The following is an 18,813-nucleotide window of genomic DNA, read 5'->3' as shown; positions in this document are numbered from 1 at the left end:
GACGCTCCATTTGAGGCAGCCTGAAACCTTTGCCACACGATAAACGCACCCACCCGCCGTCATTCCCGCGCAGGCGGGAATCTTGTTTGATATACAGAAACGATTGTAAAAACAAACTGTTGTTGTAGGTCGGGCATTTATGCCCGACACTTAGAATACACTACACCTAAAAACGTCGGGCATTTATGCCCGACCTACCTGCAAAGGTTTCTATCTAGCAATGCTTAACAAACGGTGTGTGGCAAAGCCATACACTCTATGCCGATTGAAATAAATGTTAATTAAATAACGGCTCGCTTGCGGCAGCCTGATTGGATGATGATGAAGAAACCTAAAATTGCGGTGATTGGCGCAGGCTGGGCGGGGTTGTCTGCCGCTGCGCATTTGGTTGAACACGCGGACGTGGCGTTGTATGAAGCGGGGCGTGTGGCGGGCGGGCGCGCGCGCGGCGTGTCCGGCGATGCGTTTTCGTTTTTGGACAACGGGCAGCATTTGCTGATTGGGGCGTATCAGGGCGTTTTCAGGCTGCTGGATAAGGCGGGGGCGGATTGGCGCGGGCATTTTTTCCGTCAGCCGTTGCGCTGGTATTTGCACGATGGTTTGCGCTTTGAGGCGGCTTGGTCGCTGCCTGCGCCGTTGAATTTGCTCACGGGGCTGTTGCGCGGGGAAAATGCGTCGCTGGGGGAAAAAACGGCGCTGGTGCGGCAGTTGAAACGTTTGCAGTCGCATCATAAGCGGCATCTGCCTGACCAAAGCGTGCAGTCGTGGCTGGATGCGCAGGGGGTGTCGCGCAAATGGCTAGCGGAATTTTGGCAGCCGATGGTGTGGGGGGCGCTGAATACGCCGTTGGAGGAGGCGAGTTTGAATGTGTTGTGCGCTGTGCTGGCGGACGGGGTGTGGGCGCAGTGCGAGTTGAGCGATTATTTTGTGCCGAAGGTGGATTTGACGCGGGCGTTTGCCGCGCCGGTTGTGGCGTATTTGCAGCGGCAGGGGGCGGCTTGGCTGCCCAATCAGCGGGTGAAGCGGGTGTTGCTGGATAATCGGCGCGGGGTGCGCGTGGATGGGGAGCGGTTTGACGGGGCGGTGGTTGCGACCGCGCCGTATCATGTGGCGGGCGTGTTGCCGCCGTCGCTGGGCGAGGAGGTGCGCTTGGCGATTAGGGATTTGACGTATTACCCGATTACGACGGTGTATTTGAAATATGGGCGCGCTTTCAGGCTGCCTGCGCTGATGACGGGCTTTGCGGAGGGGACGGCGCAATGGTTGGTTGACCGCCGCCGTTTGACGGGGGCGAATGAGATTGCGGCGGTGGTGAGCTTGTCGCACCGCATCCGCGCCACGCCGTTGCAATGGGCGCAGCGGGTGCATGGTGATGTGTTGCGGGTGTGCCCTGATGTGGGCGAGCCTGTGGCTTGGCAGACGATTACGGAAAAGCGGGCGACGATTGCTTCGCGGGTGGGGCGTGTTGTGCCTGCGCAAGATGGGTTGAATCGGTATGCGATTTGGTTGGCGGGGGATTGGTTGCATCCGCGCTATCCTGCGACTTTGGAAGCGGCGGTGCAATCGGGCGAGATGGCGGCGCAGGCAGTGTTGCAGCGGTTTGCGGCTGGGGGTGAGGCAGCCTGAAAATGTGGCGGCTGCGCAAAAGGACGGTCGGGTTAAACGCCATCTTGGTTCGGGTTGCGCCGGCAGCGCGGTGAACCGAGACGGTGTTGTTTCGTTTGGTATTAGGGCAGCCTGAGAACGGGATTTGGCTTTGTTGGAACTCGTTTCGCTTGTTTTCAGGCTGCCTTTAATCGTTCCGATTATTGAACCGCTTGTTCCCACCACACATTGTCGTGATAAGTATCGCCGCGCAAATGGTAACGCCGCCGGCAACGGGTGCATTCAAAATACAGCGATAAGCTGTCATACCAGCCGAAGCGGTCGCGCCCGCTGCCTAAGGCGCGGCATTCTGCCAGCGATTCGCTCCATGCGGGGTCGATTTCTTTGCCCACATCGCGCAAAATGCCCAGCGACACGGCGGTTTCAACATGGCACAGCGTGCGCTGCAAATGCGCCGCGCCTTCCATTTTCACGCGTGTTTTAAACTCGGCGCATTGCGGGCAGTCTATGCCTTTGCGGGAAAAAACGGGCATGGTGGGGCTCTTGGAATAATAGGCAGCCTGAAAACGGCTTGGAAATGCTTTTAGCTTTGCTGAAACGCGTTTCATTCGTTTTCAGGCTGCCTGTGGTTTATTGCCCGGCTTCTTTTACCTTGTCGGCAACGGCTTTCAGATACGGGAAGACATCAGGGCGCGGGGGTTCGCCGCTGTGGGCGTATGGCGGCGTTTCGTCTGCCTCGATGGCAACGGCGGCGCCGCCCATCAGCGAGGCATCCACGGCGTTGTGGCGGTTTTGCCCGTCCCAAATGCCGATGTGCCAATTGGCGGTACGCAGTTTTTCGGCATCGTTTTGCGCGGAGAGGTAATAGCGGTTGTAATTCAACACGGTGTAGCCCGCTTGAATCAAATCCAGCACGCTGGCGGGGCGGGCGTTTTCATCGCTCTGGGCGGGGGTTTCGCGGTTGCCGTCTCTGCCGTGGTAGGTGATTTCCACGCTGTTGTCCAGCAGGGCGAGGCTGGCGGGGAGAATGGCATCGTTCCACACGCGCACGGTGCGGTTTTTGCCTTTAAGGTGTAGCACGATGCGGTTGAGATAGGCGATGTAGTGCGCGTTGCGGCTGACGCTGCCTGAAAACGCGTCGCCGCCGATGTGGATATGCATGCCGCTGTCGGCAAACATATCGGCTGCTTCGCCATAGAGCGTTTGCATGAATTGCTGTCCTGCTTCGGTTTCGTAGTGCAAGGTGTCGTTGCTGTCGAAGACTGCGCCTGCTTGGGCCGGGTCTTTGCGCGCGAGCAGGTTTCGGATGGCATTCATCTGCGCGGGGGCGTTGATTTCGGGCACGAGTTCCACGCCTTTTTGCTTGGCGTATTGCGCCAGCTCTTGGATTTGCGCCGCGCTGTAAAACGGTTTGCCTGTGGCGAGGTTGGTGTAGCTGCCGTTGGCGTTTTGTTTGGCTTGGCGGGCAAGCTGGCCGAGCGTAACGCTTTCCAGCGCGTAGTTTTGTTCGTCGGACAAGCGCAGGTGGAGGAATGTGCCGCCTGCGCGCGCCACGTCGTCCACATAGCTTTTGAGCATGCCAAGCGGATAGAAGCGGTGCGCGGTATCCAGCATCAAGCCGCTTTGTTTGCGGTGCTGGGCGACGGGCATGAAGGCGGCGGCATTTGGGTTTTGCCGCAATGCGCCGCGCTCGTTTTCCGGCTGCCTTTTCTGCGGTTCGGATGCGGGCGCGGGCAGGGCGGCTTGGGGTTTTGCTGCGGACGCGGCGGGCGTGTGATGGTTTGCGGCAACGCGGGTGTTTTCGCCGGCTTGGTTTTCTTTTTCCGAATTGAAGGCGTTTTCCAGCGCGGCGGCTGCACCCGCCAGCGCGCCCACGCCCGATGCGGCGCGCATGCCTGCGCGAAGGGCTTGTTTCAGGCTGCCTTTGGTGTTGGGCGGGCTGGTTGGGATGTATTTGCCGCCGCGGCAGTTATCCAATTCGTTGCCTTCGGGCAGCAGCGCGTTGCCGCTTTCGATCAGGCGCACGCCTGCGGTGGCGAGCCAGCCTGCGCGGGGGCGTTTGCTTAAATCGGCGGCGTTGATGCGGTTGTTTTCAATTTTGGCGGCGGGCTGCTGGCGGTTTGTCGCCATGCCTTGCACTTCGGCGATGGGTTTGCCCTCGCAGCGGCCGATGTCGCCCAGCAGGTTAAACGTGTTGTCGAGCACGTTGTAGCTTTGCGCGTTGCCCGATAGCAGGAACGCATCGCGCACGGCTTCGGTTTCTTTGATGGTGAAGGTGTTGCCCGCGATGAGCACGCTGCCGCGCAACGCGCCGTCGGCTTTGGCTTCGCTGACGGAGATGGGGGCTTCGCCCTGCATTTTGTCGACGGCGATTTGGTTGTGGGTGATTCGGATGGTGCCCGAGCCTTTGCCGATATGGGTTTGCGCCAATTCGTAAGCCTTTTTGGCGGGGTTGAACCGGTATTCGTTCCACATGGTGTCGTTGCGGGCGGCGATGATGGATTTGCCGGCGAATGCGCCTTCTATGGTGTTGCCGTCGATTGTCAGCGTGTAGTTGATTTCGGGTTCGTGGTTGCGGAACAAAATGGCTTCGTCTTGGATGGATTCGCGCTCGGAATTTTCGTAGGCGGTGAAGTTTTTGATGGTGTTGCCGCTGATTTCGTAAACGCCGTCGCGCTTGCTGTGCAGATTGCGCAGTTTTTCGTTGGTTTGGATGGCGATGGCTTGGTAGAGCTGGTAGTTGGCATACCATTTTACGTTGGGGCGGGGGTTGCCGTTGTTGCCGTCGTCTTGGCGGATGCGGTTGGCAGGGTTTTGGATGATGGTGTTGTGGCGGATGGCGACGCGATCCATGGTGAATTGGCGGTTATATACCTCGATGCTCGTTTGGTAGTCGCCTTCCAGCGTGTTGTGTTCAATCACGATGTCGTTGCCATCGTGTGCATCCAGCCCTTTGCGGTAGTTGTTTTTGGTGCGGTTGCGGGCGTAGCGCACGCCGAAGTTGTAGCTGCCGGCCACGGTGGCGGCACCGTAGCCTGTGCCGCCGTCGCGGCTGTCGCCGTTGGCTTCCAAATCGTTGTTTTCGGCGGTGAAGTTGCGTTGGAAGCCTATCAGCACGCCTGCCACGCGGTTGTGGTGCAGATAGCTTTGGAGCACGCTGTTGTTGTTACCGATGGGGAGGGCGGGGTCGTTTTCGCTGATTTCGTTGTTAATCAGGCTGGCTTTGTAGGATGAGCCTTTGGCGCTGTCGGGATTTTTTTGCAGCGTGCGCAGCGAGTCAAAATAGATGCCCGCGCGGTTTGCGCCCGTTACTTCCACTTGGGCGATGGCGATGTTGCTGGAATCAACCACATAGATGCCGTTTACTTTGCCAAAGTAGCTTTCGGCCGGGCGGTAGAAGTCGTTGCGGGTGTATCGGATGGTGAGGTTTTCGATTTTGAGCTGGTTTTGCGCGTTGACAACGATGCCTGCTCACGGGCTGACATCGAGTTCGTTGCTGTCGCGGCTGTCGATGCGGTAGTTGGTGTTGCCTTGGCTGGTGTTGAAGCTGATGGTGGTGGCTTTGCCGCCGTTTTCGCGGCTTTTGGCGTTCATGCCTTCGCCAAACAGGGCGGTTACGCCGTCGTTGCGGCTGTCGAGTGTGATGGGGGCGGAGATGTAGATGTCTCATTCCAGATAAAGGGCGGCTTTTTCGCTGCTGGCGGCGGCTAGGGCAGCCTGAATGGCGGCGAGGCTGTCGGTTTTGCCGGTGCTGTCCGCGCCGAATTCGCTGGCGCAGAGATAGTTGCCGTAGCTTTCGTGTTTGAATACGGTGTATTGGGCGCGGGTGGCGACGGGGGTGTGGCGCATAGACTGGCGGCGGGCGGGGTTGGAGTAGGTGTTGGAGTGGGCGTTGGTGTTGGAGTGGGCGTTGGTGTTGGAGTGGGCGTTGGTGTTGGAGTGGGCGTTGGTGTTGGAGTGGGCGTTGGTGTTGGAGTAGGCGTTGGGGTTGGAGTAAGCGTTGGGGTTGGAGTAAGCGTTGGGGTTGGAGTAGGCGTGGGTGCAATATGCCCGCCGGCATGGTTGCGTTTGTTGTTCACCATAATGCTGTTGTTGCGTTTGGCGGGTTGCGGCTCGGGCGGGGGGCGATGTGGATATGCCCGCCTGAGCGGTTGGCTTGGTTGCCGTGCACCATGATGTTGTTGGTGTGCGTGTTGGGTGTGCGGTTGGACGCGGGTTGCGGGGCGGGGGAGGGCGAAGGAGCAGGCGTGCGGTGTGTGCGTGCGTTGCCATCGCCGCGTTTGCTGTTGTGGACGATGTTGGGATGGGTGGATGCGTTGTGTTTGTCGGTGTGGATGGTTGGGCGTTTTTCGTCGTTGCAGGCGTTGAGTGCGAACAGGCTCGTCAGCACGAGGGTGATGGTTTTGCGTGTCATTGGGTTTTCCTCGCAGAGGGGTTTTCAGGCTGCCTTAACGGGGTAGGCGGACAACATGGGGCGAGCAAAATTGATGCCCGTTGCCGTGACGGATGCGGTGAGGGCAGCCTGAAACTCCGTTTTGCCAAACAAAACCGCCGTAACCCATTTTCAGGCTGCCTAAACGGCTTGTTTCGCGTAAAATTTGCGCTTTCCCCCAACTTGCAAAAGGAATCCCCCATGACCGAAATCACTGCCGAAAAACGCATGAACGTGGAAAGTTTCAATTTGGACCACACCAAAGTGAAAGCGCCTTATGTGCGCCTTGCCTGCGTAACCGATGGCGACCACGGCGACATCATCTACAAATACGACTTGCGCGTGTGCCAGCCCAACCAAGACCACATGGAAATGCCGTCTTTGCATTCTTTGGAGCACCTGATGGCGGAGCTGTCGCGCAACCACAGCGACAAAATCGTGGACATCAGCCCGATGGGCTGCCAAACGGGCTTTTATGTAACCCTGCTCAATATGCCCGAATACCAAGACGCGCTGGATTTGATTGAAGCCACGCTAAAAGACGTGGTGGTCGCCAAAGAAGTGCCCGCGTGCAACGTGGTGCAATGCGGTTGGGCGGCGAGCCACAGCCTAGAAGGCGCGCAAAAAATCGCGCAATATCTGCTGGATAAACGCAGCGAATGGACGGAGATTTTTGCATGAGCCGCGAGCCATTGGTTGCCAACACCATCGCCATTATCGGCGCGATGGAAGCCGAAGTTGCCCATTTGAAAACGCGATTAGGCAGCCTGAAAACGCACAGCTTCGGCAAAGTCGCCACCATCCACACGGGCACGCTGCACGGCAAAGACATTGTGTTATGCCAAAGCGGCATCGGCAAGGTAAACGCCGCCATCGCCACCACGCTGGTGATTGAGCATTTTTCGCCCGACTGCGTCATCAACACAGGCAGCGCAGGCGGCATCGGCAAAGGCTTGCAAGTGGGCGACGTGGTCATCGGCACGCAAGTTGCGCATCATGATGTGGACGTAACCGCGTTTGGCTATGCCATCGGGCAAGTGCCGCAGCAGCCTGCCAGCTACGAGAGTGAACACAGCTTGGTACACGCCGCCGAGCGCGCCGCCAAGGTTTTTCAGGCTGCCCACATCCGCCAAGGCTTGATTGTGAGCGGCGACCAGTTTATCAACGACACGTTCAGCATTGAAACCATTTGCCGCGAATTTGCCAGCCCGCAAGCGGTGGAAATGGAAGCCGCCGCCATCGCGCAAACGTGTTACCAGCTTGGCAAGCCATTTGTGATTATCCGCGCCATTTCCGATAGCGCAGACAGCGAAGCGAGCATCAGCTTTGACGAATTTCTCGCCACCGCCGCGCTGCATTCGGCGCAAATGGTGGAGGAGTTGGTGAAGCAGCTGTAAGCCGCCCGCCGATGCCAAGCAAAAGGCAGCCTGAAAACGCCGTTTCACGTTTTCAGGCTGCCTTTGTCTCGTCCGGTCTACGCTGTTTTCAGGCTGCCTCACGCATCAGGAAACCGCGCCATATAAATCCCCACACACAAACACACCACCCCCACGCTCGCCCCCACATACCACCGCTCAGGAAACCGAATCAACAGCCCCAAGCAAGACAGCGACATCATCCCCCAAGCCATATATTTGCCCCGCCGCGGAATCGCCCGCTTCTCCTGCCAATCGCGCATCATCTTGCCAAACCTCGGATGGCGATACAGCCAAGCCTTAAAACGCGGCGACGCCTTCGCCCAGCAAGTAAACGTAATCAGCAAAAACGGCACGGTCGGCATCACAGGCAACACCGCCCCAATCGCCGCCAACACCAAAGCCACCGCCCCCGCCAGCCACAGCAAACCGTTGCCCAGCGTCGTTTTCAGCCTGCTTTTGGGCAACAGCAGCACCAAGCCCGCCGACAGCATCAGCAGCAACACCGACAGAAGCGAAAAAAAACGCCAGCCATGCAAAAAACGGCTCTCGGGCGGCAACACCAACGGCAGCAGCAGCGATAAACAGCCGCCCAGCCCCGCCGCAATCAGCAACACGCCCAAATAACCGCGCAGCCAAAGCTCCCGCACACGGCTCTTGGGCATCAGCCCCAGCAGCAGCAACGGCGCCAGAGCCAGCCCCGCCGTCGCCCACCAATCAAAATTGTCATTCATATAGGCAGCCTGAAAATAAAAAGAAGCGGATTATACCAACCCGCAAAATTGGTAAAATATGCCCGTTTAATGCAACAAGGACACCGTGATGAAACAACCCCCCGCCACCATGCGCCTAGACAAATGGCTTTGGGCCGCCCGCTTTTTCAAAACACGCGGCTTGGCGCAAAAGCAAATTGAGCTCAACCGCGTCAGCGTAAACGGCGCAAAAGCCAAAACCAGCAAATACATCACAGTCGGCGACGTGATTGATTTAACGCTGAACTCGCTGCCCTACAAACTCACCGTGCTCGCGCTCAACGAACAACGCCGCCCCGCGCCCGAAGCGCGACTGCTCTACCAAGAAGACGAAGCCACCGCGCAAAACCGCGAAGCGCAAAAACTGCTAGACCAAGCCAGCCGCATCACCGCCGCCTACCCCGACGGCCGCCCCACCAAACGCGATCGCCGCCAGCTAGACAAAATGAAGCGGGATAGCTGGTAACGCCGCCACCGCCCGCCAAGCAAGTTAAGGCAGCCTGAAACGCAGTAAACGGTTTCAGGCTGCCTATTGTTCACAAAGCTAAACAGGGCAGGGCGCAGCAACAGGCGTAGGGTGTGCAGCTTTGCTGCGCACGCGGGTTGCTTAAATGGAACGACAACGGCTCATCGCCAAGATATTGAACCAAACCAGCCATGCCAACATTCTGCCAAACCATTTTCAGGCTGCCTCGTTCCCCGCACCCCAAAGCCAGCCAGAAACCAACCTACCCCTCTTCCTCCCCCTCTCCACCTCTCGGTGGCATCGGCGCAAACCAGCCCACCAGCAGCAGCAACAGCCCCACCACGATAAACGACACAATCCGCGCCACGCCGCCGCTGTTGCCCAGTTCCACCAAAAACAGCTTCGCCACCACCACGCCCATCAGCCCCGCGCCCGTGAACCACAACGCGCGCGCCGCCTTTTGATTGCCGCGCACCATCAAGCCAATCGCCAGCAACGCCCACACAATCGACAAGCTCGCCTGCAAGCCGAACGAAGCGAGCAAATCGCGCAGCCGCCAAGCCACGCCATCGTATTCGTGCCACACGCGCATCACCAGCGCGCTCACGGCAAACAACGCCAACGCCGAAGGCAGCACCGCCTGCATTTTCCGCTCATCGGGCGCGTATTCTGCCAGCCACAAGCCATGCCAACGCCACGTTTGCCACACAATCGCCGCCGTTGCCAATTCCAGCGGGTTCAGCAGCGGCAGATAAGGCAGCCCGCTGGCGCGCGGCGCAACCCAGTTCGCCACCAGCAGCCAAGCCAGCGCAAACACCGCCGCCGCCATGCTGCCCCACCGCCAATACACCGCGCGCGGCTGCAAACGCGGATGATTGCGCCACGCGGTAAACGCCGTCCACAGCAGCATCGGCACCGCTAGCCAAGCCAGCTGCGCCCACACGCCATCCGCGTATCGCCCGCCCAGCTTGCCCAGCCAAGCCGTCCACGCCGCGCCGAACACCGCCAGCGCAATGCCGTGCCACGCCGCGCTGCGCCGCAGCTTTTCAGGCTGCCAAGTCATCGCCCGCAGCGACAGCGCCGTCATCATCGCCAAAGTGAGGGTGGCAAACACAGGCGTGCCCGCATCCCAATCCGACAACACATAAAACAGCGACCACGCATACAGCCAGCCCGCCACCGCGCAGGTTTGCAAACCCTGCTTCCATCTGCCCCCGCGCGATGCCGCCAACAACGGCGGCCACACCGCCCACCAAACCGCCCAAAAATCAGACGGCGACCAAGCGCGCGGCAACACGTCCGACACGCCCGCCATCGCCAGCAGCGCGGCAAACGGTAGCAACGCCCAGCCTGCCGCTGCGTTCAGAGTAACCGCGTTTTCAGGCTGCCAACGGCTGCGGTGCAGCAAAAATGCCGCCGCCAACACACACGCCGCCGCGGTCAGTTTCAGGCTGCCGTGATTGCTTGTTGCCGCCAACAGCATGGCAAGCCAGCCCGTGCCCGCCGCAAACGCCGACAACACCTTGTTCTGATGGCGAAACTGCGCTGCCGCCAACGCCAGCGCATAAGCCGCCATCGCATACGCCGTGCCCGTTTCGGCAAACAGCATCATCGGCAACGCCACCGCGTTTGCCAACGCCAACGTCTGCACGGCAGCCTGAAAACCGTTTTCCCACGCCGCCAGCTTTTCAGGCTGCCTCAACCACGTCCACACCATCGCCGCGCCGCCCGCCATCAGCCACAGCGTGCCAGCAACAGAACCGCCCATCAGCGTTTCACTGCCGCGCGGGAACAACTGCCAGTCGCCCAACTGCGCCACCGCCGCCAACACAAACACCGCCAACGCCGCCAAGCGCGTGTGCGGCTGGCGCAGCTTCATGCCAAACGCATACACCAACGCCGCCTCCAACGCCCAAGCGCTCGCCGTCCACGCGCCATCCAGCCCCAGCGGAACAGCCAGCGTAACAAACAACAGCGACAACGCCGCAAACGCCTGTTTCATCACGGCAAAATCGTCGTCCTGCCGCGCAAACCACAACGCAAAGACGGCATACACCGCCGCAAAGCCCAACGCCGAAGCCGCTGCCGCTTGTTGCCAATGTTCCACCATCCGATACTGCATGGAAAACGCCGTAACCGCCGTGCCAAACAGCAGCGTGCTGTCCAAGCCGCGAATATGGCTGGCATAGGCGGCAAACGTCGCCATGATGCGTTCCAGCGGCGCATCGTTCGGAATGCTTTTCAGGCTGCCTGACAACGGCTCGTGCGATAGCGTTTGCCGCGCAAAAAAGCACGCCACCGTCGTGTACAGCAGCCAGTGATACAGCAAAAACGGCTCGGTTGTCGCAAAATGCGCCGCCGTGTAATCGCGCAGCCCCCAAGAGAGCGCGATGGCAAACGTGCCCGCAAAGCCCGTGATGTTCAGCCCGCGCCACGCCTTGTGCCACGCAATCCACGCCACCGCCGTGTTGAGCAACGCCAAATAAGTAAACAAAACCAAATAGTTGCCCGAGCCGTCCGAAATCAAAACCGGTGCCGCCAAGCCGCCCGCCAGCGCAAATTGTGCCATGATTTGGGCATCGCGCCGTACTGCCAAAGCCGCCATCGCTGCCACCGCGCCCAGCATCACGGCAAACACCAGCGGTGCAGGCGCAATGCGGTGCAGCTTCAACGCCGCCAGCGCGGTCAAATACATCACGCCAAAGCCAAACCCTTGCAGCACCAAGCCGTATTCGCGGTTCTTGGTGTGCAATTTTTCGCCCGCCAACGCCGCTGCAATCCCCGCGCCGAACACCGCCAAATATTTGAACCACAGCGGCAAATGGCTGCCCACATAGCGCAGCAAAAACGCCAAGCCGAAAAACAGCACCACCACGCCGATTTTCAACAGCGGATTGCCGCGCACAAACCATGCGATAAGCGGGTTGGGGGCGGCTTCGGCTTCGTTGTTTTGCCAAGCGGTTTCGGGCTGCCGATGGGCGGCGGAAGCGGGTTGCGCCGTAGATTGAGAAAGGGACGGGGTGACGGCGGGGCGGTTATCCAACGTGTCTAAATTGAATTCGTCGTTTTGATTTTCAGGCTGCCCAAGGGCGGCGGGCGCGTGAACGGTTTGCTGAATAGTTTGCTGAACGGTTGGTTGAACGGCAACCGGCGCAATCTGCGTTTCAGGCTGCCTTGCGGTTTGCCGCGGCACGGCTAAATGGTTTTCAGGCTGCTCATTTTCAGGCTGCCTAAGGGGTTCGCGCGTGATGGCGTTTTCAGGCTGCCGCAACAAAGCCTGAATGGTTTGGTTTTGCTGATTGATGCGCTGGTGCAAAATGTCCAGCTCGTTTTGCAAATCGCGCAGCTTGTTGTCTTGCTGCTTGCGCGCTTGCTCGTGTTGGTTGTCGCGCATCCGATTTTGCAGCCACACCGCGCATAAAATCAAAAAGGCGGTTACGCCCGAATGAAAATCGGTCGCTTGGCCCACAACCAGCGCGGGCAACACCGTGAACAACAAGAAATTCATAGCAAACCGCCTGTTCTTTTTGTTGATGCGAATGAAGCGCAATTATAGCCGCAAGCGCAGGGGTTCGGCAGCCTGCGTAGCGCAGCGGAGTTGCGAAGCTAAAACCAGAAATGCCGTGTGTGAATTTAGCTAAGATTCCCGCCTGCGCGGGAATGGCGGCGGGTGGAGATATCGGGCGTTTTACAAAGATTTCAGGCTGCCTCAAATGGCGTGGCGACGGCTCGTCGCCAAAATGCCGAATAAATCAAGCCAAGCCAATCATCCCGCAATATGTTTTTCAGGCTGCCTTGCGCAAACGAAATCCCGCCAACAAGCCCCGCTTAAATTGTTAAAATCGCATCCGTCCCCCAGCCGCCCCAAACCCCAAAAGGCAGCCTGAAATCCCCAAAATCCACTCCCCAAAGGAACGCCCATGCAAACCCTTACCCTTATCCAACCCGACGACCTCCACGTCCACTTCCGCGACGGCGCCGCTTTGCAGTCCGTCGTGCCGCACACCGCCCGCCAAATGGCACGTGCACTCGTGATGCCCAACCTAAAACCGCCCGTTACCACCGTAGAACAAGCGCTTGCCTACCGCGCCCGAATTCAGGCTGCCGTGCCGCAGGGCAATCCGTTTGAACCGCTGATGTCGCTCTATCTCACCGACCACGCCACGCCCGAGCTGGTGCGCCAAGCCAAAGCCGCAGGCATCGTCGCCTTCAAGCTCTACCCCGCAGGTGCAACCACCAATTCCGACAGCGGCGTAACCGACCTATTCAAACTGCTGCCCGTGTTGCACGAAATGGCGGCGCAAAACATCCTGCTGCTGGCGCACGGCGAAGTAACCGACCCCGCCATTGATATTTTTGACCGCGAAGCCGCCTTTATTGAGCGCGTGATGCAGCCCATTATGGCGCAAGTGCCCAGCCTGAAAATCGTGTTTGAACACATTACCACCGCCGAAGCCGCCCAGCTCGTGTGCCAAGCGGGCGACAACATCGCCGCCACCATCACCCCGCAGCATCTGATGTACAACCGCAACCACCTGCTGGTGGGCGGCGTGCGCCCCCATTTTTACTGCCTGCCGATTATCAAGCGCGAAAGCCACCGCCAAGCGCTGATTGCCGCCGTAACGGGCGCGGCATCGCACAAATTCTTCTTGGGCACCGATTCCGCCCCCCATGCCCAAACCGCCAAGGAAAACGCCTGCGGCTGCGCGGGGATGTTCAGCGCGGCGCACGCCATCGAGCTTTACGCGCAAATTTTTGAAGACGCAGGCGCGTTGCACAAGCTGGAAGCCTTTGCCGCCCGAAACGGCGCGCGCTTTTACGGGCTGCCTGAAAACACCCGCACCATCACGCTGGAAAAACGCGAACAGCGCGTGCCCGACAGCTTTGCCTTCGGCGACGCGCGCGTGGTGCCGATGTGCGCGGGCGAAACCCTGCGCTGGACGCTGGCGGCATAGCTCCAAGGCAGCCTGAAAACGGATAAGCGCGTTTCAGGCTGCCGTTTGAAGCATCTTTCCAAGCCATGCAAAACCGAGTACATTCATCTTTTCCTTAACCCCTCTTAACGAAAGCGCCATCATGGAACACTTCCCCAAATCCCACCGCTTAGAAAACGTCCGCTACGAAATCCGCGGCCCCGTGTTGCAAGAAGCCATGAAAATGGAAGAAGCAGGGCACCAAATCATCAAGCTCAACATCGGCAACCCCGCGCCCTTCGGCTTCGAAGCCCCCGACGAAATCGTGATGGACATCATCCGCAACCTGCCCACCTCGCAAGGCTATTGCGACAGCAAAGGGCTGTATTCCGCCCGCAAAGCCATCGTGCAATATTACCAATCGCACGGCATCCGCAATTTAGACGTAAACGACGTGTATATCGGCAACGGCGTGTCCGAGCTTATTTTGATGACCATGCAGGCCTTGCTCAACGACGGCGACGAAATCCTGATTCCCGCGCCCGACTATCCGCTGTGGACAGCCGCCGCCACGCTATCGGGCGGCAACGTGCGCCATTATCTGTGCGACGAATCATCCGACTGGTTTCCCGACATCGCCGACATCAAAGCCAAAATCACCGAAAAAACCAAAGCCATCGTCATCATCAACCCCAACAACCCCACCGGCGCGGTATACAGCCAAGCCGTGCTGGAAGAAATTGCCGAAATCGCCCGCCAACATAACCTGATGATTTTCGCCGACGAAATCTACGAAAAAATCGTGTACGACGGCGCAATCCACCACCACATGGCAGCCGTTGCCACTGATGTGTTTTGCGTAACCTTCAACGGCTTGTCCAAAGCCTACCGCGTGGCGGGCTTCCGCCAAGGCTGGATGATACTCACGGGCAACAAAAAAGCCGCCGCGGGCTTTATCGACGGGCTGAACACCCTTTCTTCCATGCGGCTCTGCGCCAATACCCCCATGCAGCACGGCATCCAAGCCGCATTGGGCGGCTACCAAAGCATCGACGAGCTTATCGTTCCCGGCGGGCGGCTCTACGACCAAAGCATCATCGCCGCCGAAATGCTCAACGACATCGACGGCGTAAGCTGCGTGCGCCCCAAAGGCTCGCTCTACGTTTTCCCCAAGCTGGACATTCAAAAATTCAACATCCGCGACGACGTGCAATTTGCCCGCGATTTTCTCGCGCAGGAAAAAGTGCTCATCGTGCAAGGCACGGGCTTCAACTGGATACGCCCCGACCACTTCCGCGTGGTTACCTTGCCGCACCAAAGCCAAATCGAAGAAGCGATTGAACGCCTTGCCCGCTTCCTGCACGGCTATCGGCAATAAGCGTTTTCAGGCTGCCTAGGCGCGGGCGGTGCGCTTGCCAAGCCAAAGTGATTGCGTGGGCGCGGTAAAAAGCAGTATGATAGCGGCGCAGCGCTTGCTGTATAAATCCATTTTTAGGGAGACTAACCATGAAAAAACTCGTACTCATCGCCATCACATCCATGCTTGCCCTTTCCGCTTGCAACACCATTTCAGGCGCAGGCAAAGATGTGAGCGCAGCAGGCAACGCCGTAAGCAATGCCGCTCAGGATGTGAAAGACAAAATGTAAGACATTCGGCAGTTCGCAAAAACAAAACCGCCCAAGTTTATCGCTTGGGCGGTTTTGCATTGCATTGTATTGCATGGCTGCGGCATGATTATTTTCAGGCTGCCTTGTTATCCACGCCAAAGGCAGCCTGCGTAGCGAAGCGGAGTTGCGAAGCTAAAACGGGTTTTCGCCATTTCAGGCTGCCTTCAACCCCCGCTTCAATCCATTCAGCTGCTGCAACACCTTGCGGCTGTGCAGTTCGTCAGGTAGCCTGAAATCCAACAGCAGGCGCGTTGCCGCCCGCGCGCTCGCCCAATCCACCGCCGCGCGTTCATCGCCCGCGCCCAACGCCAGCAACACATCGCCGCGCACCAGCACCGCATCGCCCCAGCCGTCCGCGTCGCCATCGCCCACCGCTTGCACCGCCGTTTCAGGCTGCACCGCATACCAGCCCTCCGCCGCCACGCGCCGCCCATCCGCATCGCGCGCCCAATCAGGCGCAAAGCCCAGCAGCGTGAGCAAGCGCCATTCAAAACAACGCAACGCGCTGGCAAAATGCGGCGCGGTGCAAATTGCCCGCAACACATCGTGCAGCGCCGTAAACAATTCAGGCTGCCCATCCTCGCGCGCGGTCAGTTTCAACACCAATTCGTTCACATACAGCGCGCTCATCAGCCGTTGCCCGACCGGCTGCGCCCAACCGCCGCGCCATTCCGCCCGATGCACCGTTTTCAATTCCTCCTTGCCGAACCACGAAGCTGAAATCGGCACAAACGGCAGCAGCACCCCGCGCAGTTCCGAACCGCGCGTCCGCGCACTGCGCGCCAGCAGCGACACGCGCCCGAAATCGCGGCTGAACGCTTCCACGCGCAAGCTGTTTTCGCGCCACGGCAACGCCGTCAGCAAAAAAATCGGTTGATGATTCACACGGCCAGACATACCCAAACCTGTTGCAACAAAAGCGCGGATTATAGTTGAGGCAGCCTGAAAACGGAAAACGATGTAGGCAGGTGCATAGAGCGGCATGGCAAGCGGTAACGAAACAGGCAGCCTGAAAACGCCAAGCAGTTTTTCAGGCTGCCTATCCGCTCCCGCCATTCAACAAACATCCCACGCATAAGCCTTCTGAAAATTCCTTAACATTTTTAATGATACAATCGCCCCCTTTTCATCCCCACCAACCCCAGCAAAGGCAGCCTGAAAACAAATGGCATCACTAGAAACATGGATTGGCTTGCGCTACCTACGCGCCAAAAAACGCAGCGGCTTCATGTCGTTTATCTCCGCAATCTCCATCGTGGGCATCGCGCTTGGCGTGATTGCCCTGATTACCGTCTTATCCGTGGTCAACGGCTTTCAAAAAGAAATTCGCGGGCAACTGCTCAACATCGCCCCGCACGCCATGGTAAGCTACTTGCCCAGCGAAACCGAATCCGCCAACGCTCCCACATGGAAACAACTGCAAACCCAGCTTGCCAACAAAACCGAAGTCATCGCCACCGCTCCCGTGCTGTCAGGGCAAGCTCTGCTGGCAAATGCAGGCGAAGTGCGCGGCGTGCAACTAGACGGCATCTTGCCTGAGCAAGAGCGCAAAGTGGTGGATTACGCCAACAACCTAGAAGCAGGCAGCCTGAACGACCTCAAACCCGACGAATTCAACATTATTCTAGGCTCAGCCCTTGCCAAAACATTAGAAGTAAACATTGGCAACAAAGTAACCGTCATCACGCCCGAAGGCAACGTAACCCCCGCAGGCGTAGCTCCACGGCTCAAACAGTTCAACGTAGTTGGCATTGTGAAAACAGGCGTAGAAGATGCCGACAACGTTAAAGCCTTGATTCACCTAGAAGATGCCAAAAAACTCTATCGCCAAGATGAAAGCAGCGTGCTGCTACGCCTGCGCCTTGCTGACCCGCAAAACGCCCCCGCCGTGATGCAACGGCTTATCCCCGAAAGCCAACGCAACACCATCTGGGTGCAAGATTGGACCGACAACAACCGCAGCTATTTTTCCGCCGTAGAAATGGAAAAACGGATGCTTTCCCTGCTGCTCACCTGCATCATTATTGTTGCCGCGTTTAATCTCGTCTCCTCGCTGGTGATGGCGGTAACCGAAAAACAATCCGACATCGCCATCTTGCGCACGCTTGGCTTATCCCCACGCGGCGTGATGAAAATCTTTGTGGTGCAAGGCATGGTGGCAGGCATACTCGGCACGCTATTCGGGCTGGTTTTCGGCTTGCTGCTGGCGTGGAAAATCGGCAGCATCATCAAATGGATAGAAATGCAAACAGGCACGCACCTTATCTCCGCCAAAGTCTATTTTATTGACTACCTGCCCAGCGACATCCAAGCACCCGATGTCATCACCGTTGTTATCATCTCGTTGCTCCTATCCTTTATCGCCACGCTCTACCCCAGCTGGCGCGCCGCCCGAACCCAACCTGCAGAAGCCCTACGCTATGAATAAGCCCATTATAGAAGCCCAACACATCGCCAAAACCTACCACGACGGCGCGCTCAACGTTGAAGTGCTGCGCGACCTCAATTTCAGCATCAACGAAAACGAAAGCGTGAGCATTATCGGCGCATCAGGCAGCGGCAAATCCACCCTGCTGCACATTCTAGGCGGATTAGACAAACCCGATTCAGGCAGCCTGAAAATCATCGGGCAAGACCTCAAAACACTCAGCCAAGCCAAACTCGGCGCATTGCGCAACCAAAATCTAGGCTTTGTGTACCAATTCCACCACCTGCTCGCCGAGTTCACCGCCCTAGAAAACGTGATGATGCCACTGCTTATCGGGAAAACACCCCGCAAGGAAGCAGAAGCCCGCGCCACAGCCATGCTGGAAAAAGTTGGTCTTGCTCAGCGCATCCAGCACCGCCCAGCCGAGCTATCAGGCGGTGAACGACAACGCGCCGCCATCGCCCGCGCCCTTGTTAATCATCCCAAATGCCTGCTCGCCGACGAGCCCACAGGCAATCTAGACCGCAAAAATGCACGGCTCGTGCTAGACCTGATGCTGGAACTGCAAGCCGAGCTGGGCACAGCACTCATCGTCGTTACCCACGACGACGAACTCGCTCAACGCTTCAACCGCGTGCTCACCGTGCAAGATGGGGGCGTTTTCCCCTTTCAGGCAGCCTGAAAATAATTTATCAATAAAAAACAAAACTCTGATTGCCACGCCCCGTTCAATACTTGTCAAACTTAAAAATAGCCGTATAATGCGCGTCTTTCCGTGCCGGTGTAGCTCAGTTGGTAGAGCACCTGACTTGTAATCAGGGGGTCGCGAGTTCGATTCCTGCCGCCGGCACCACAATTCACTCCTTTAACGCCGGTGTAGCTCAGTTGGTAGAGCACCTGACTTGTAATCAGGGGGTCGCGAGTTCGATTCCTGCCGCCGGCACCAAATAAAAAAGCAGCTAAATTTAGCTGCTTTTTTTCATTTGTCGCACAAATAAAACGCTTTTCCCTAAAAAACTTTACATTTGCTAAGATAAAGCAACACTTAAAGCGAGATTTGGTATAATTGCCCGAGAAATTTTACAGTTTAATGCGCAAGGCAGCCCAAGATTTTCAGGCTGTCTAATTAAGCAT

Annotated in this window: 18 protein-coding genes and 2 tRNA genes; 12 read left to right on the top strand and 8 right to left on the bottom strand. The window is 58.0% G+C overall.

Annotation, left to right across the window (positions count from 1 at the left end; all coding sequences use genetic code 11):
- The first annotated feature begins 315 nt into the window (after window positions 1-315).
- Window positions 316-1,626: a hydroxysqualene dehydroxylase HpnE gene (gene hpnE, locus H3L93_RS07815; protein ID WP_003794457.1), complete on the top strand. Its 1,311-nt coding sequence runs from the start codon at window positions 316-318 to the stop codon at window positions 1,624-1,626.
- Between the two features lie 179 nt (window positions 1,627-1,805).
- On the opposite strand, the gene H3L93_RS07810 is transcribed toward hpnE, so the two are convergent.
- The 5 genes from H3L93_RS07810 to H3L93_RS07795 all read right to left on the bottom strand — a co-directional run bounded on the left by H3L93_RS07810 (window position 1,806) and on the right by H3L93_RS07795 (window position 6,019).
- Complete coding sequence (locus tag H3L93_RS07810; protein WP_155802980.1) at window positions 1,806-2,138, bottom strand: hypothetical protein; 333 nt, start codon at window positions 2,136-2,138, stop codon at window positions 1,806-1,808.
- A gap of 97 nt (window positions 2,139-2,235) precedes the next feature.
- On the bottom strand, window positions 2,236-4,956 hold the full coding sequence (locus H3L93_RS07805) for a family 20 glycosylhydrolase (RefSeq protein ID WP_050755539.1): 2,721 nt from the start codon (window positions 4,954-4,956) through the stop codon (window positions 2,236-2,238).
- Window positions 4,957-5,076: 120 nt separating this feature from the next.
- Window positions 5,077-5,199 (bottom strand): hypothetical protein, encoded by a 123-nt coding sequence (locus H3L93_RS13350; RefSeq protein WP_281364989.1) that lies wholly within the window; start codon window positions 5,197-5,199, stop codon window positions 5,077-5,079.
- A gap of 72 nt (window positions 5,200-5,271) precedes the next feature.
- Window positions 5,272-5,454, bottom strand: coding sequence for a hypothetical protein (locus H3L93_RS07800; protein WP_003794469.1), 183 nt, complete (start codon window positions 5,452-5,454; stop codon window positions 5,272-5,274).
- Between the two features lie 226 nt (window positions 5,455-5,680).
- Complete coding sequence (locus H3L93_RS07795) at window positions 5,681-6,019, bottom strand: hypothetical protein (protein ID WP_040558140.1); 339 nt, start codon at window positions 6,017-6,019, stop codon at window positions 5,681-5,683.
- Window positions 6,020-6,238: 219 nt separating this feature from the next.
- On the opposite strand from H3L93_RS07795, the gene H3L93_RS07790 reads away from it, so the two are divergent.
- Both H3L93_RS07790 and H3L93_RS07785 read left to right on the top strand, forming a co-directional pair.
- A complete protein-coding gene (locus H3L93_RS07790) occupies window positions 6,239-6,718 on the top strand; it encodes an S-ribosylhomocysteine lyase (RefSeq protein WP_040558351.1) in 480 nt (159 codons plus the stop codon).
- Window positions 6,719-6,729: 11 nt separating this feature from the next.
- Window positions 6,730-7,434 carry a 5'-methylthioadenosine/adenosylhomocysteine nucleosidase gene (locus H3L93_RS07785; protein WP_155803108.1) on the top strand — a complete coding sequence of 235 codons (705 nt, stop codon included), beginning with the start codon at window positions 6,730-6,732 and terminating at the stop codon, window positions 7,432-7,434.
- 98 nt (window positions 7,435-7,532) lie between these two features.
- Here H3L93_RS07785 and H3L93_RS13420 read toward each other — a convergent pair whose 3' ends face one another.
- Entirely contained in the window at window positions 7,533-8,186 is a 654-nt protein-coding gene (locus H3L93_RS13420) for a YbaN family protein (RefSeq protein ID WP_003794475.1), read from the bottom strand.
- A gap of 88 nt (window positions 8,187-8,274) precedes the next feature.
- Here H3L93_RS13420 and H3L93_RS07775 point away from each other — a divergent pair, with 88 nt between their 5' ends.
- The gene (locus tag H3L93_RS07775; RefSeq protein WP_003794477.1) at window positions 8,275-8,670 is read left to right on the top strand and encodes an RNA-binding S4 domain-containing protein; all 396 of its coding nucleotides are present in this window, start codon (window positions 8,275-8,277) and stop codon (window positions 8,668-8,670) included.
- 262 nt (window positions 8,671-8,932) lie between these two features.
- Here H3L93_RS07775 and H3L93_RS07770 read toward each other — a convergent pair whose 3' ends face one another.
- Window positions 8,933-12,178, bottom strand: a complete 3,246-nt coding sequence (locus H3L93_RS07770; protein WP_003794480.1) for a DUF2339 domain-containing protein — start codon at window positions 12,176-12,178, stop codon at window positions 8,933-8,935.
- 119 nt (window positions 12,179-12,297) lie between these two features.
- Here H3L93_RS07770 and H3L93_RS07765 point away from each other — a divergent pair, with 119 nt between their 5' ends.
- From H3L93_RS07765 to H3L93_RS07750, 4 genes are all read left to right on the top strand, one after another.
- Window positions 12,298-12,510, top strand: a complete 213-nt coding sequence (locus H3L93_RS07765; RefSeq protein WP_155802986.1) for a hypothetical protein — start codon at window positions 12,298-12,300, stop codon at window positions 12,508-12,510.
- An 80-nt stretch (window positions 12,511-12,590) separates the two neighbouring features.
- Entirely contained in the window at window positions 12,591-13,625 is a 1,035-nt protein-coding gene (gene pyrC / locus H3L93_RS07760) for a dihydroorotase (protein ID WP_003794484.1), read from the top strand.
- Between the two features lie 121 nt (window positions 13,626-13,746).
- Entirely contained in the window at window positions 13,747-14,961 is a 1,215-nt protein-coding gene (locus H3L93_RS07755) for a pyridoxal phosphate-dependent aminotransferase (RefSeq protein WP_003794486.1), read from the top strand.
- Between the two features lie 128 nt (window positions 14,962-15,089).
- Window positions 15,090-15,230 carry an entericidin A/B family lipoprotein gene (locus tag H3L93_RS07750; RefSeq protein WP_003794487.1) on the top strand — a complete coding sequence of 47 codons (141 nt, stop codon included), beginning with the start codon at window positions 15,090-15,092 and terminating at the stop codon, window positions 15,228-15,230.
- 174 nt (window positions 15,231-15,404) lie between these two features.
- Here H3L93_RS07750 and recO read toward each other — a convergent pair whose 3' ends face one another.
- The gene (recO, locus tag H3L93_RS07745) at window positions 15,405-16,148 is read right to left on the bottom strand and encodes a DNA repair protein RecO (protein WP_040558353.1); all 744 of its coding nucleotides are present in this window, start codon (window positions 16,146-16,148) and stop codon (window positions 15,405-15,407) included.
- A 268-nt stretch (window positions 16,149-16,416) separates the two neighbouring features.
- Here recO and H3L93_RS07740 point away from each other — a divergent pair, with 268 nt between their 5' ends.
- From H3L93_RS07740 to H3L93_RS07725, 4 genes are all read left to right on the top strand, one after another.
- Window positions 16,417-17,679, top strand: a complete 1,263-nt coding sequence (locus H3L93_RS07740; protein ID WP_003794491.1) for a lipoprotein-releasing ABC transporter permease subunit — start codon at window positions 16,417-16,419, stop codon at window positions 17,677-17,679.
- Window positions 17,672-18,361, top strand: a complete 690-nt coding sequence (gene lolD / locus H3L93_RS07735) for a lipoprotein-releasing ABC transporter ATP-binding protein LolD (RefSeq protein ID WP_003794493.1) — start codon at window positions 17,672-17,674, stop codon at window positions 18,359-18,361. Before H3L93_RS07740 ends, lolD begins: the two co-directional genes overlap by 8 nt.
- A 95-nt stretch (window positions 18,362-18,456) precedes the next feature.
- Window positions 18,457-18,532 (top strand) — tRNA-Thr (locus H3L93_RS07730).
- 17 nt (window positions 18,533-18,549) lie between these two features.
- Window positions 18,550-18,625, top strand: a tRNA-Thr gene (locus tag H3L93_RS07725).
- Window positions 18,626-18,813: the final 188 nt, after the last annotated feature.

Source organism: Kingella oralis, assembly GCF_014054985.1.
Taxonomy (GTDB): Bacteria; Pseudomonadota; Gammaproteobacteria; order Burkholderiales; family Neisseriaceae; genus Kingella_B; species Kingella_B oralis.
Note: the sequence above shows the minus strand (reverse complement) of the source record. Positions and strands in the feature narration are given on the sequence as shown.

Bases quoted from the DNA above. Each gene is read 5' to 3' on its own strand.
- H3L93_RS07770 (WP_003794480.1), bottom strand. From the start codon at position 12,178: ATGAATTTCTTGTTGTTCACGGTGTTGCCCGCGCTGGTTGTGGGCCAA.
- H3L93_RS07740 (WP_003794491.1), top strand. From the start codon at position 16,417: ATGGCATCACTAGAAACATGGATTGGCTTGCGCTACCTACGCGCCAAA.
- pyrC (WP_003794484.1), top strand. From the start codon at position 12,591: ATGCAAACCCTTACCCTTATCCAACCCGACGACCTCCACGTCCACTTC.
- recO (WP_040558353.1), bottom strand. From the start codon at position 16,148: ATGTCTGGCCGTGTGAATCATCAACCGATTTTTTTGCTGACGGCGTTG.
- H3L93_RS07795 (WP_040558140.1), bottom strand. From the start codon at position 6,019: ATGACACGCAAAACCATCACCCTCGTGCTGACGAGCCTGTTCGCACTC.
- lolD (WP_003794493.1), top strand. From the start codon at position 17,672: ATGAATAAGCCCATTATAGAAGCCCAACACATCGCCAAAACCTACCAC.
- H3L93_RS07790 (WP_040558351.1), top strand. From the start codon at position 6,239: ATGACCGAAATCACTGCCGAAAAACGCATGAACGTGGAAAGTTTCAAT.
- hpnE (WP_003794457.1), top strand. From the start codon at position 316: ATGATGATGAAGAAACCTAAAATTGCGGTGATTGGCGCAGGCTGGGCG.
- H3L93_RS07810 (WP_155802980.1), bottom strand. From the start codon at position 2,138: ATGCCCGTTTTTTCCCGCAAAGGCATAGACTGCCCGCAATGCGCCGAG.
- H3L93_RS13420 (WP_003794475.1), bottom strand. From the start codon at position 8,186: ATGAATGACAATTTTGATTGGTGGGCGACGGCGGGGCTGGCTCTGGCG.
- H3L93_RS07775 (WP_003794477.1), top strand. From the start codon at position 8,275: ATGAAACAACCCCCCGCCACCATGCGCCTAGACAAATGGCTTTGGGCC.
- H3L93_RS07800 (WP_003794469.1), bottom strand. From the start codon at position 5,454: ATGCGCCACACCCCCGTCGCCACCCGCGCCCAATACACCGTATTCAAA.
- H3L93_RS07750 (WP_003794487.1), top strand. From the start codon at position 15,090: ATGAAAAAACTCGTACTCATCGCCATCACATCCATGCTTGCCCTTTCC.
- H3L93_RS07755 (WP_003794486.1), top strand. From the start codon at position 13,747: ATGGAACACTTCCCCAAATCCCACCGCTTAGAAAACGTCCGCTACGAA.
- H3L93_RS13350 (WP_281364989.1), bottom strand. From the start codon at position 5,199: ATGAACGCCAAAAGCCGCGAAAACGGCGGCAAAGCCACCACCATCAGC.